This is a genomic window from Marilutibacter maris (assembly GCF_006546735.2).
Taxonomy (GTDB): Bacteria; Pseudomonadota; Gammaproteobacteria; order Xanthomonadales; family Xanthomonadaceae; genus Marilutibacter; species Marilutibacter maris.
Map to the genome: position 1 here is coordinate 1 of NZ_VICD02000125.1, position 11,679 is coordinate 11,679.

Here is an 11,679-nt window from a genome sequence, read left to right on the forward strand (position 1 = left end):
AGCTGCGGCGAGGGGCGCGTGGCGGTCGCGGGCAGGGCACCGCCGCGGGCGAATGCGCGCGCCAGTTCCCAGGACGGCAGACGGTCGGCCCAGAAGCCGATGCCTTCGATGCGTGCGGCCAGGGTCTTCATCGGCGTGCGAATACCAGCGAGGCGTTGTTGCCGCCGAAGCCGAAGGAGTTGTTCATCGCGTAGCGGATCGGTCGCTGGCTGGCATCGAAGCGGATCTGCGGGCCGCAGGCCGGGTCCGGCATGGTGCTGTTGAGCGTGCCCGGCAGCAACCCGCGTTCCAGTGCGATCAGGGCGAACACCGATTCGACGATGCCGGCCGCGCCCAGGGTATGCCCGGTCCAGCCCTTGGTCGAACTGGCGTGCAGGGTGGCGGGGAACAGCGCCGCCACGGTCGCGGCCTCGACGCTGTCGTTGGCGGGCGTGGCGGTGCCGTGCAGGTTCAGATAGTCGAGTTCGCTGGCGTCGATACCGGCGCGGGCCAGCGCGTCGCCCATCGCCAGGCGCGCACCCAGGCCCTCGGGGTGCGGGGCCGACATGTGGTGGGCGTCGCTGGATTCGCCGTAGCCGCACAGGCGCAGTGCGGTGTCGTCGTCGTCGCGTTCCAGCAGCGCGAAGCCGCCGGCCTCACCCAGCGACAGACCGTCGCGGCGGGCGTCGAACGGGCGGCACGGTTCGCCGGAGACGAGCTGGAGCGCGTTGAAACCGAACAGCACGCTGCCGCACAGGGTGTCGACGCCGCCGACCAGGGCGGCATCGACCACGCCGGTCTGGATCAGGCGTGCGGCCTGGGCGAACACCTTGGCGCTGGAGGAGCAGGCGGTGGCGACGGTCAGGCATGGCCCGCGTGCGCCGGTCGCCTCCTGCAGGAACCCGCCCAGCGAATGCGGTGTGTGGATCTGCGGGCGGGCGAGGTCGTCGGGAAAGTGCAATGCGCCGTCGGCATCGGGCTGCAGCCGCGCGTAGGCCTCCTCGCTGGCGCCGATGCTCGCGGTCGAGGTGCCGACCACCAGCGCGACGCGCTCGGCGCCATGCCGCCGGATCGCCGCCGCGACCGCGGCGTCGACGCCGTCCTGTTGCAGCGCCAGCCACGCCAGGCGGTTGTTGCGGCATTCCCAGTGCGCAAGCGCCGCCGGCAGCGGCGCCGATTCCAGGCCCTCGACCCGTCCGATCCAGCAGTCCAGCGGCGGCTCGCCGGGGGCGGTGGTCGGAAAGTCGTTGCGGCGCAGTCCGCCGCGGCCGGCGGCCAGCGCCTCGGCCTGGGCGTCGCGTCCGCGCCCCAGCGCGGTGGTGGCGGTATGGCAGCGGATCGCCAGGGGCGCGATGGGGTGGGGCGGACGGTGCAAGGGCAGATACGGCAAACAGGTCAGCCGCGAGTATAGCCAGCATCCCCCGCGGCAAGGCCTGAACGACACGCCTCGTGTCAGCCGCGGCGCGCGCCTATATCCTGAGCGCCCTCCGCTCGCCGCCGCCCAGCCGGGTGCCGGGTCGACGGCGCCTCCTCCCGCGATCCCTCTGCCGATGCCGACTGCGCCACCCCCGGTCAGGAACCCGCCCGCGCCGCCGCGGGACAGCCGTGGCGCCCATCGCCGCAGGCTGCTGGCCGATCCGGACGTGCTGCATGGCCTGGCGGTCGCGGCGGTCGCGATGCTGGCGTCCGGTGGTCTGCTCTACCTCGTCTACCTGGTCCATGTGTGGCGAACCGCGCGGCGGGCACCGGTTTCGGCGCCGGATGGGCGGATGGTGCTGGTGTTCGGCAAGCACGCGCCCGGCGGACGGCCCGATGCGGACTTCCAGGCCCGTCTGGACCGGGCGATGGCGCTGTGGCGCGAAGGTGCGCGCGAGTTCGTCCTGCTCGGCGGCGGCGCATCCGGCCAGCCCAGCGAAGCGGCACTGGCGCGGGCGGGGCTGCGGGCGCGGGGCATGCCGGCCGATGCGGTCCTGCGCCTGGAGGACCGGTCCCGCGATACCCTGCAGAACCTGCGCAACGCGCGCGCGCTGCTGGATGCGGAGGGCGGCGGCGAGGCCGCCCATCGGGTGGTCCTGCTGAGCAGTCGTTACCACCTGGCGCGGTGCCTGTGGTTCGCGCGCCGGATGGGGTTCGACGCGCGGCCCTGCGCCGCGGAAGCGCATCTGCCTGCCGCGCCGGGCACGGCCTGGCGGCTGGCCGGCGAGGCCGCCTATGTCGCCCTGGTCGACCTGGGCACCCGCTGGGCCCGGCTCATCGGCAGCCGCCGCCTGCTGGCGCGCACGCAGTGAGCGGCGCGCCGGCCGCCATCATTTCTCCGCCTGCGCCGGGATGAAGGTCTCCTCGACGGCCTGGGCCAGCAGGTCCGGCGGCAGCAGGCCCTGATCGAGCAGGAAGTTGTTGAAGGCGAGGCGGTCGAAACGCTCGCCGAGCTCGAGCTCGGTCGCCATCCGCAGTTCCAGGATCCGGGTGTAACCGTAGAAATAGCTGCCGGCCTGGCCGGGGGCGTTGAAGGTGTAGCGGTCCAGCTCCTGCTTGGTCATCGCCTCCGACAGGCCGACCTTGTCGCGCAGCACCCGGCCGGCGCGTTCGCGATCGATCAGGCCCAGGTTCAGCATCGGGTCGAGGATCGCGCGCGCGGCCCGCAACAGGCGGAACTGCAGGGCGATCAGCTGGCCGTCGACCGGCTCGTACGGCACCATCTCGGCCTCGGCGTACAGCGCCCAGCCCTCGACGTTGACCGAGTTGAAGGCGAACATCGTGCGCGCCAGCGACACGCCGCGCTCGACCATCGCGGTGAACTGCAGCTCGTGGCCGGGACGGCCCTCGTGCGCGGACAGCGTCCAGCGCACCGCGTCGAAATTGAAGTCGTCGTAGGACAGGCCCTTGCCGTCGGCGGTCGGCACCGTCACCGGCAACACGAACTGGCCCTGCTGTCCGGTGTTGCCGACCAGCGGCGCGGGCTTGAAGTGCGGCGCCGGCTGGGCCGCGGACTCGGCCTCGGTGCCCAGGCGCATCACCATCGGCCGGTTCGGCACGTCGACGATGGCTTCCTCGCGGATGATCGGGTCGATCGCATCGATCACCGTGCGGTAGCGCGCCTCCAACTGGTCGTTCGGAATCACGTCGCGCTTGAGCGCGGCGATCACCGCCACGTAATCGTTCGGATCGGCGACCTCCAGGCCGCGGACCTCGGCCACCCGCGGCGCCAGTGCCTGCATCGCCGCGCGGGTCTCCATGAACTCCAGCTGCGCGCGCTGGACCAGCACCTTCGGGTCGATGTCGATGCCGACCTGCTTGAGATTGAGCGCGTACAGTTCCGGCGGCAGCACGGTGTCGGTGCGCGCTTCCGGCAGCACGGTGGTGCGGACCCAGTCGGCATAGGCGTCGAGCTGGCGCTCCATCTCGTCCAGCGCCGGGCCGGCGCCGGCGATCTCGTACTTGGCGAACAGCTTGCGGATGCCATCGACATAGGTCCGGCTGTTGCCCAATGCCTGCTCGACCTCCAGCCTGGTCGGCCGCAGCAGGGCCTTGTCGCCGGCGCGCTCGCTGTAGCGCGCGATCGCCTGCTCGGTGATCGGGGTGCTGCCTTCGTTCATCCCGACATAGGCCTTCAACCGCCCCAGCGCGTGCTGGCGGCGCTGCGGCTGCACCTGGTCGGACAGCAGGCTCTGCAGGCCGCTGAACTGCAACTGGGCGACATCGCTCCAGGGCAGGGTCATGGCCTCGTAGACGCGCGAGGATTCGGCGGCCTCGTCGGCGGCCTTGATCAGCAGTTCGAGGTCTTGGCGGACCCGCGGGTCGCGTTCGACCTGCAGCTTGGCCTGCAGTCGCGAACGCGCCTCGGCCATCGCCTTGCGGAAGCGTTCGCCGACCTCGGGGCCGAGGTCGGACACCTTCTCGTCGTAGCCGGGAATGCCCATGTACGAGAAGCCTTCCGGCGAGAAGTCGGCCTGCGCCTCGACCAGGATCTGCGCCAGTTCGTTGCTGCGCGCCACCCAGGCCGGGGCGGACGCCTGCGCGGTGCTGGCGGTGGGGGCATCCTGGGCCAGCGCCAATGCCGGCGTGGATGCGGCGAGAGCGAGGGCGACGGCGAGTGCGAGTGCGAGCGGCTTGGTCATCGTCGGTCGGATCCGTTGTGGATTGGAGCGCCATCATCGACCCCTTCCGGGACGGCGCCAAGCGGCAAAAGTACCGGGAGCGCCTGGACACGTGCTACAAAAAGTCCTGGCGGGATGAGAGAGCAGCGAAATGGCGATGTTTCCGAAGATCGACAGGCCTTGCCCATTGTCGAGACAGGAGCAGCAGGGAATAGATGGACACTGTGATCGCTGCGGATCGCAGGTGCACTCGCTCGACGGTCTCGACGAAGCGGGCCGCCGTGATTTGCTTTCACGCCAGCAAGGACCGGTCTGCGTCGCTTATCGGGTGCCGAGCCGCACGGCAGGCCTTGCCGCGATCGCACTGACCCTGGTCGCGGGCACGGCGATGGCCGGCGAACGGTCTCCGGCGCTGACTCTGCCGGCAGCACCCAGCGAGGCCAGTAGCCCGGTCGAGCCGGGTGAAGAAGCGATAGCGTCCAGTGGGTTGGAGTTCATCCTGGTCGGCGGCGTCGACGACCCTCGCGATGCCGACTGGGTCGACGACAGCGACCTGCCCGAGCTGCCGATGATCGATCCGGCGCCGGACGCGGCAGGCTAGGCGGCAGGGTTCGGCCGTCGGCCTGACCCGGTCGTTTCCCTCCAACACCTTGCTTGCCGCGAGGCATGCGGCTCTGTCATGTCCGCCGAACGTTTCGGCGACCGTCGTCCCTGGACGGCTCGGCTGGCGACAATGAGCGCCCGGGAGTCACGTTTTGTGCGTGACGATGGTCTCCCCTAGAATCGTCGATGACCGGCATGGGGGTGCCGGCCATCCTTCAGACCCATCGCACCGCTCCAGGGGGAAATCATGATGCTTCGTCGTTTGGGCGTGGCCGCCGTCGCGGCTGCACTGAGTTTCAGTGTCGCCGCGAAAAAGCCCGAGCTGCCGATGCCGCTCGCGGACGATCTGGCGGTCGAGGTCGTATTGGGCCAGCACGAGTTGGCTGTGGATGTGCCGGAGACCGCCTCCTCGATGGGTATGCAGTTCGGCCTGGTCGGTGCGCTGGTCGGCTCCGCGGTACAGAACGCACAGGTAAAGAAGGCCGAGGAACGGATTGTCCCGATACGCGACCATCTGTTGGGCTATCGGTTCAATGAGCGCATTGAAGCGGTGTTGCGCACCGAGCTGCCGTCCGAGGGCATATCGCCGAATCCGTCGATCCGGGTCATGCAGACGCCATGGGATGCGGTCGAAGCCCGCAATGGCCTGGGCGACATGCCGCTGTACGCGATGGTCATCGTGCCGCGCTATTCGATGGACTCCGGTTTCGGCACGCTTTCGGTCATGCTCAACGTGCAGGTCGTCGACCGCACCATCAAGTCCAATGGCAAGGTGAAAACCAAGCGGCGGCTTGTGCGCGACTACGCATACCGCTTTCCGTTGCTTGACACGGTCGATGCCGGTCCCCAGGTCTGGGCGCGGATAGGCCCCGAGCGGTTGGCGCAACTGCTTGATCGGGGAATCGAACAGTCGGTCGAGATGTTGGTGCACGACCTTTCCGAGGCCGGCCGCACCGAGCAACGTCAGGTCATCCGGGGTGAGCGGGTTCACGTGAAGGGACTGAGCTATCCGGGACGTGCCATGCGCCAGACCGAGGACCATGTCTGGGTGCGCACGGGGAATGGGCGGATGAGCAAGCTGAGTGGGTATCAGCCGATCAGTGCCGATGTGGCGATGGCGCAGGCGGTCGCGCCCATGGAGGAGGCTGCGAGCGTTGTTTCCGAATCCGTTGCGGCGGACGAGTCCGCACTGGGGCCGGGGAAAATCGAGTCTGGAGCGGTGGGAACCGAGGCAGTGGATACGGAAACGGTGGGCGGGGGAGAGCCCGCTGCCGACACGGTCCCGGTGCCGGTCGACGAGGCGCCAGTCGACGCCGAAGCTGTAGCGCCTGCCGAATCGACCGAGGGCTGAGACGATGCGCGCCAGCTTGCTGTTCGCTCTGGTTTCCACCGCGCTTCTGGTCGCCTGCAGCATGAAGGTGGTGCGGGTCGACATGGATCCGGCGCGACTGGCGGTGTCCTCGTCGCCGGAGGAGACGGCGGGACTGGCCTGCGACTACCGGCTTGGCGAGGTGGTGGATGCGCGGCCGGCGGGCGCGCGATCCGGCGGTCTTGGTCCGCACGCCTTCAGCTTTGTCGACGCCGCCGACACCGTACGCAGCCAACTCGTGCAGGCGGGTTTGAGCGAGACCGAGACCGCCTCGCCGCCGGTGTCGGTGCGGATCGCGCAGCTGTATCTGGCACAGAACCTGGGAACCAAGGTGCCGGTCGCGGTTTACCAGGTCTCGGTCGCGGATGAGCCGGCGTTTGTGGTCCGCTCGCAGGCCATGTCGATGAACTGGAACGGCAGCCAGGATGAGGCCTATCGCGCCTATGCGCAGGTGCTGGCGGATGTGAACCAGCGTCTATTGCAGCAGTTGAATGCCCGCTGCGTGCGCTAGCCGGTCGGCGACCGGCTAGTCTTCCACCGGTGCTGGTGTCCGCGCGCGGACGCCGGCAGCATCGACGATCCGCATGCCACGCAGCAAGGCGATGATCCGCGGGAAGTCAGCAGGGGTGCCGTCGCCGACATGCACCGCGATGTGCCCCGCGTCGAAGCCTGACAGGCCGGCGTCGTAGCTGCGCCAGCGCTCGCCGTCCCAGGCCTGCACCCATACATGCGGGCTGAACAGGTGCGAGCGGCCGGTAAAACGGCTGGAGTAGGCCAGCCCCGATGCGACCCGCGTCGGTATGCCGCGGGCGCGTGCTAGCGCGGCGAGCAGCAGCGCGGCCTCGGTGCAGTCGCCGCTGCGTTTCTCCCACGCGGTCGCGGCCGAGTCGTAGTGGCGGAAGTCGATGCCCGCGTCCAGGTGGCGGCGGACGGCATCGGCCAGTCGCGTCATCCGACGGTCGATGTTGTCGCCACGGTCGTTGCGCGTGGCGAAACGGCGCAGCCGCGGATCTTCGCTCTCGATCCAGGCATTGGCGCGGGTGTAGCCGGCCAGTGCCTGCGGCGTCGGTGCGGCTTCCCGCCCGCAGTCCGCACAGACGATCAGCTCGTGCCCGGTATCGTCGGTGCCTCCGACTCGTTGTTCGCCGGTTTCCGGCAGATCGCCATCAATGCCGTCGAAGGCGATCCGGTAGCGGATCTGACCGGCCAATGCGGCCGTGCCGATCTTGTAGGGCGAGGCCACGCTCAAGGCCTGCGCCCAGCGCCGGGCTTCCTGATGGGTCGCGATCGGCTGAGCTGCGGCGGCATCGACGGATGCCAGCAGCAGCGCCAGTCCCAGCGGCCATGAGCACCGGCGCAAGGCCTACTCCGCAGGCTTCAGGCAACGGGCGAAGAAGTTCTCGGTGATCCGCAACCGGTGCAGCAGGTCGGCGCCCTTCAGGCCGTGCTTGGCGCCGGGGTAGGTCATCAGCTCGAACGGCTGGCCGCGCTTCTGCAGCGCGCTCATCAGCGCGGTGGAGTTGCTGAACAGCACGTTGTCGTCGGCCATGCCATGGATCAGCAGCAGCGGCGAGCGCAGGCCGTCGATGTGCTCGATCACCCGCGCCTGGCGGTAGCCGTCGGGGTTGGCGCCTGGCAGGTTCATGTAGCGCTCGGTGTAGTGGGTGTCGTACAGCGCCCAGTCGGTGACCGGCGCGCCGGCGACGCCGCAGGCATAGGCGTCGGACGCCTTGGCCAGCAGCATCAGGGTCATGTAGCCGCCGTTGGACCAGCCATAGACGCCGATGCGATCGCCATCGACCCAGGGCTGGGCCTTCAGCCAGTCCACGCCGGCGAGCTGGTCGTCGACCTCGACCGTGCCCTGGCGGCCGTACAGGGCGCCGCCGAAGTCGGCACCGCGGCGCGGGGTGCCGCGGTTGTCGATCGAGAACACCACGTAGCCATGCTGGGCCAGGTACTGGTTGAAGTCCGGCGCCCAGGTCTGTTTGACCGTCTGCGCGGCGGGGCCGCCGTAGACGTAGACCACGACCGGGTAGCGCTTGCCGGGGTCGAAGCCGGCCGGCTTGAGCACGCTGTAGTGCAGGGGGGTGGCGCCGTCGGCGGCGCGCAGGGTGCCGTACTCGATCGGCCGGTGGGCGGCGCGGTACGGGGCATAGGGATGCTCGGCATCGGCCAGGTCGTTCTCGACCAGGTCGGCGATGCGGCTGCCGTCGTTGCGGTGCAGGCTCAGCTGCGGTGGCGTGGCCGGGTTCGACCAGTTGTCGACATAGACGCTGGCATTGCCGGCGAAGGTCGCCGAATGCCAGCCGTCGACGTCGGACAGGCGCTCGATCGCGCCGCCGGCCAGCGGCACCCGGTAGACCGCGCTCTGGGTCGGCGAATCCTTGCCGGCGGCGAAGTAGACCAGGCCGGCGTCCTCGTCGACCGCCAGCACGCTGTCGACCGGCCAGTCGCCGGAGGTCAGCGCGGTGGCCGCGCCGTCGGCGTCGATCAGGTACAGGTGCTCGTAGCCGCTGCGTTCGCTCGACCACAGCAGGCGGCCGTCGTCGAGGAAGCGCAGGTTGTCGTGCAGCGGCACCCAGGTCTTCGAGGTCTCGGTGACCAGCACCCGTTCGCGGCCGCTGTTGAGGTCGGCCTCGACCAGCTCCAGGGTCTTCTGGTCGCGCGACTGGCGCTGGAAGCTCAGGTGGCGGGCGTCGCGCCAGTCGACCCGGGCGAGGTAGATGTCCTGCTCCGGGCCGAGGTCGATCCAGCGCGCGGCGGTGCCGGCCCTGGGTGCGATCACGCCGAGCTGGATCCGCACGTTGTCGTCGCCGGCGGCCGGATAGCGCTGTTCGACCACTTCGGTGCGGTCCGGGTAGACCTCGTAGCGCTTCTGCACCGGCACCGGCGACTCGTCGATGCGGGCGAAGGCGATCGCCGAATCGTCGGGCGCCCACCAGTAGCCGGTATGGCGCGCCATTTCCTCGTCGGCGACGAATTCGGCGACGCCGTTGCCGATCGCGCCGTCATTGAGCGTGCTGCTGCCGTCGCGGGTCAGCTGCGCGGCCTTGCCGGTGGCCAGCTCGATCACCCACAGGTTGCGCTCGCGGATGAAGCTGACGAAGCCGCCCGCGGGCGAGATCTTCGGATCGGTGGCGAAGCCCTCGCCATGGGTCAGCTGGCGTACCGCGGCCTTGCCCGACTTGCCCAGGTCGTAGAGGTAGAGCTCGCCGCCGAGCGGGAACAGCAACTGACGGCCGTCAGGCGACCACTGGTAATCGACGATGCCGCTCAGCGCGGCGATGCGCTGGCGCTCGCGGCGCGCCTTTTCCTCGTCGCTGAGCACTTCCTGTCCCGGCGGCAGCACGTCGTCGGCGTCGACCAGGCGCGTGGTCTTGCCGCTGGCGACGTCGTAGGCCCACAGGTCGAGCCGGTTGCGGTCGTCGGGCTTGCCGCGCAGGAAGGTCACCTTCGAGCCGTCCGGCGCGATCTTGGGCTTGGTCAGGCTCGGTCCCGACAACGGCGCGTCGCCGGCCAGGGCCTCCAGGCTGAGCCGCTGTCCGGCAGCGGGCGTCAATGCGGAGGCGATGGGCGGAGCGGTGGTCAGGGTCATGGCGAGCAGGCAGCCTGCGAGCGTCTTGTTCATGCGGTCTCGTGTCGGGCTTGGTTATACGGAGGCGGCGATGGCCGTCGCGTGACGGCGGGTGTGATCTTGGCCTTCGTAGGAGCGGCGTGAGCCGCGATCGGGCCTTCCCATGAAAACCCCATCGCGGCTTACGCCGCTCCTACGGAGGATCGTCCGCTCAGTCGACGTTCGCCGGCGTGCCGAACAGGTTGCGGCGCATCTCTTCGGTCATCTCGCGTTGCACCCGGTGGCGGTCGGCGACCTCGTAGGCGCGCACGGTGCCCGGACGCTCGGCGATCGCCGCGCGCCAGCGGCGCAGGTTCGGGTAGTCGGACAGGTCCATCGGCGCCTTGTCGTAGGGGTCGATCCACGGGTAGCAGGCCATGTCGGCGATGGTGTACTGGGGCCCGGCGATGAAGTCGCGGCCGTCCAGGCGCTTGTCGAGCACGCCGAGCAGGCGTTGGACCTCGCGGGTGTAGCGGTCGATCGCGTAGGGGATCGGTTCCGGGGCGTAGACGTTGAAGTGGCCGTACTGCCCGGTCATCGGCCCCAGCCCGGCCATCTGCCACATCAGCCACTGGTTGACCTCGACTTTCTGGCGCACGTCGGCGCCGAAGAACTTTCCGGTCTTGTTGGCCAGGTAGACCAGGATCGCGCCGGACTCGAACACGGTGATCGGCAGACCGCCGTCGGCCGGGGCGTTGTCGATGATCGCCGGCATCTTGTTGTTCGGCGAGAACGCCAGGAACTCGGGCTTGAACTGGTCGCCGGCGCCGATGTCGACCGGATGCACGGTGTAGTCCAGGCCGGCCTCCTCCAGGAACAGGGTGATCTTGTGACCGTTGGGCGTGGGCCAGTAGTACAGGTCGATCATGGTGGCTTCCTTTACCGCGGGCGGGGGGAATGGACGGCCAGTGTACGGCGGCGACGGCTCGACCGCGCCCTGCCGCCAGGGCCGGCCCGGCCATCGCGCCCGACCGCGCACTTGAGGCTGTCACCGCCGCTGGCTACCCTTCGCCGACTCCATTTGGACCATGACCCGCATGTCCGATTCGCAACCCGCACGCCAGGGCGTGCCGCGCCTGGGCCCGTTGCCGCACCTGATCTTCTCCTCGCGCTGGCTGCAGCTGCCGCTGTACCTGGGCCTGATCGTCGCCCAGGGCGTCTACGTGTTCCTGTTCCTGAAGGAGCTGTGGCACCTGATCCACGACGCCAACGCGCTGACCGAGCAGGGCATCATGCTGATCGTGCTGGGCCTGATCGACGTGGTGATGATCTCCAACCTGCTGGTGATGGTGATCGTCGGCGGCTACGAGACCTTCGTTTCGCGGCTTAACCTGCAGGGCCATCCGGATCAGCCGGAGTGGCTGAGCCACGTCAACGCCAGCGTGCTGAAGGTCAAGCTGGCGATGGCGATCATCGGGATCTCCTCGATCCACCTGCTCAAGACCTTCATCGAGGCCGGTTCGCTGGGCCTGCCGCCGTGCACTCCGGAGCTGGCCGCGGGCGTGCTGTGCTCCAAGGCGACCTCGACCGGGGTGATGTGGCAGACCATCATCCACTGCGTGTTCATCCTGTCGGCGATCGGCATCGCCTACACCGACCGGCTGATGGGCGCGGCGATCAAGCCGCACAAGCCGGCCGCGCCGCACTGACCGCGGCGGCCGTCGCCCGTCCGTTCCGCGGGGCCCGCGCCGTCAGGTGCGGGCCCTGTCGCATCAGCGTGCCGGGTCGTCCTGGGTGGGGGCGCCCATGATCCGCGCACGCAGCGCGGCGCCGTCCTCGTCGAAATGCAGGCCGTCGCCGTCGCGGCGAAGGCCCAGCCGGGCATAGCTCGCGGCCAGGTCCGGAAACGTGCGCGCGGTGGCGTAGCGGCGGAACCGTGGCGCGAACACCTGCGCGCCGGCGACGCGGTCGAGCGCGGCGATGAAGCCTTCGGCATCGCCGAAGCGCGCGTCGGCCAGGCAGCAGTCGGCATAGTCGGCAAGCACCGCGTCCAGCGATGCGCCGCGTGCGCGCAGGGC

The 11,679-nt window shown here is 69.6% G+C and carries 11 protein-coding genes; 5 read left to right on the forward strand and 6 right to left on the reverse strand.

Annotated features, from left to right (window positions below; translation table 11 throughout):
- Positions 1–127: 127 nt before the first annotated feature.
- The gene (locus FKV24_RS07895) at positions 128–1,333 is read right to left on the reverse strand and encodes a beta-ketoacyl-[acyl-carrier-protein] synthase family protein (RefSeq protein ID WP_141481996.1); all 1,206 of its coding nucleotides are present in this window, start codon (positions 1,331–1,333) and stop codon (positions 128–130) included.
- A gap of 196 nt (positions 1,334–1,529) precedes the next feature.
- On the opposite strand from FKV24_RS07895, the gene FKV24_RS07900 reads away from it, so the two are divergent.
- Complete coding sequence (locus FKV24_RS07900) at positions 1,530–2,267, forward strand: ElyC/SanA/YdcF family protein (protein ID WP_170288248.1); 738 nt, start codon at positions 1,530–1,532, stop codon at positions 2,265–2,267.
- A gap of 18 nt (positions 2,268–2,285) precedes the next feature.
- Here FKV24_RS07900 and FKV24_RS07905 read toward each other — a convergent pair whose 3' ends face one another.
- Positions 2,286–4,097: a DUF885 domain-containing protein gene (locus FKV24_RS07905; protein WP_141481991.1), complete on the reverse strand. Its 1,812-nt coding sequence runs from the start codon at positions 4,095–4,097 to the stop codon at positions 2,286–2,288.
- Positions 4,098–4,233: 136 nt separating this feature from the next.
- Between FKV24_RS07905 and FKV24_RS07910 the strand changes: the two genes are divergently transcribed.
- From FKV24_RS07910 to FKV24_RS07920, 3 genes are all read left to right on the forward strand, one after another.
- On the forward strand, positions 4,234–4,677 hold the full coding sequence (locus FKV24_RS07910) for a hypothetical protein (protein ID WP_141481992.1): 444 nt from the start codon (positions 4,234–4,236) through the stop codon (positions 4,675–4,677).
- A 249-nt stretch (positions 4,678–4,926) separates the two neighbouring features.
- Positions 4,927–6,030, forward strand: a complete 1,104-nt coding sequence (locus tag FKV24_RS07915; RefSeq protein ID WP_141481993.1) for a hypothetical protein — start codon at positions 4,927–4,929, stop codon at positions 6,028–6,030.
- A 4-nt stretch (positions 6,031–6,034) separates the two neighbouring features.
- A complete protein-coding gene (locus tag FKV24_RS07920; protein ID WP_141481994.1) occupies positions 6,035–6,559 on the forward strand; it encodes a hypothetical protein in 525 nt (174 codons plus the stop codon).
- Positions 6,560–6,574: 15 nt separating this feature from the next.
- On the opposite strand, the gene FKV24_RS19545 is transcribed toward FKV24_RS07920, so the two are convergent.
- The 3 genes from FKV24_RS19545 to FKV24_RS07935 form a co-directional block, all read right to left on the reverse strand.
- Positions 6,575–7,408, reverse strand: coding sequence for a transglutaminase domain-containing protein (locus FKV24_RS19545; protein WP_211371820.1), 834 nt, complete (start codon positions 7,406–7,408; stop codon positions 6,575–6,577).
- Positions 7,409–7,411: 3 nt separating this feature from the next.
- The gene (locus tag FKV24_RS07930) at positions 7,412–9,643 is read right to left on the reverse strand and encodes a S9 family peptidase (protein WP_141481998.1); all 2,232 of its coding nucleotides are present in this window, start codon (positions 9,641–9,643) and stop codon (positions 7,412–7,414) included.
- A 190-nt stretch (positions 9,644–9,833) separates the two neighbouring features.
- On the reverse strand, positions 9,834–10,529 hold the full coding sequence (locus tag FKV24_RS07935) for a glutathione S-transferase C-terminal domain-containing protein (protein WP_141481995.1): 696 nt from the start codon (positions 10,527–10,529) through the stop codon (positions 9,834–9,836).
- 169 nt (positions 10,530–10,698) lie between these two features.
- On the opposite strand from FKV24_RS07935, the gene FKV24_RS07940 reads away from it, so the two are divergent.
- Positions 10,699–11,310, forward strand: coding sequence for a TIGR00645 family protein (locus FKV24_RS07940; protein ID WP_111268217.1), 612 nt, complete (start codon positions 10,699–10,701; stop codon positions 11,308–11,310).
- A gap of 63 nt (positions 11,311–11,373) precedes the next feature.
- On the opposite strand, the gene FKV24_RS19240 is transcribed toward FKV24_RS07940, so the two are convergent.
- A partial coding sequence (locus FKV24_RS19240) for a hypothetical protein (RefSeq protein ID WP_170288249.1) occupies positions 11,374–11,679 on the reverse strand: 306 nt, incomplete at its 5' end.

Coding starts and splice junctions, on each gene's coding strand:
- FKV24_RS07930 (WP_141481998.1), bottom strand. CDS start 9,643: ATGACCCTGACCACCGCTCCGCCCATCGCCTCCGCATTGACGCCCGCT.
- FKV24_RS07920 (WP_141481994.1), top strand. CDS start 6,035: ATGCGCGCCAGCTTGCTGTTCGCTCTGGTTTCCACCGCGCTTCTGGTC.
- FKV24_RS07935 (WP_141481995.1), bottom strand. CDS start 10,529: ATGATCGACCTGTACTACTGGCCCACGCCCAACGGTCACAAGATCACC.
- FKV24_RS07910 (WP_141481992.1), top strand. CDS start 4,234: ATGTTTCCGAAGATCGACAGGCCTTGCCCATTGTCGAGACAGGAGCAG.
- FKV24_RS07905 (WP_141481991.1), bottom strand. CDS start 4,097: ATGACCAAGCCGCTCGCACTCGCACTCGCCGTCGCCCTCGCTCTCGCC.
- FKV24_RS07940 (WP_111268217.1), top strand. CDS start 10,699: ATGTCCGATTCGCAACCCGCACGCCAGGGCGTGCCGCGCCTGGGCCCG.
- FKV24_RS07915 (WP_141481993.1), top strand. CDS start 4,927: ATGATGCTTCGTCGTTTGGGCGTGGCCGCCGTCGCGGCTGCACTGAGT.
- FKV24_RS07900 (WP_170288248.1), top strand. CDS start 1,530: ATGCCGACTGCGCCACCCCCGGTCAGGAACCCGCCCGCGCCGCCGCGG.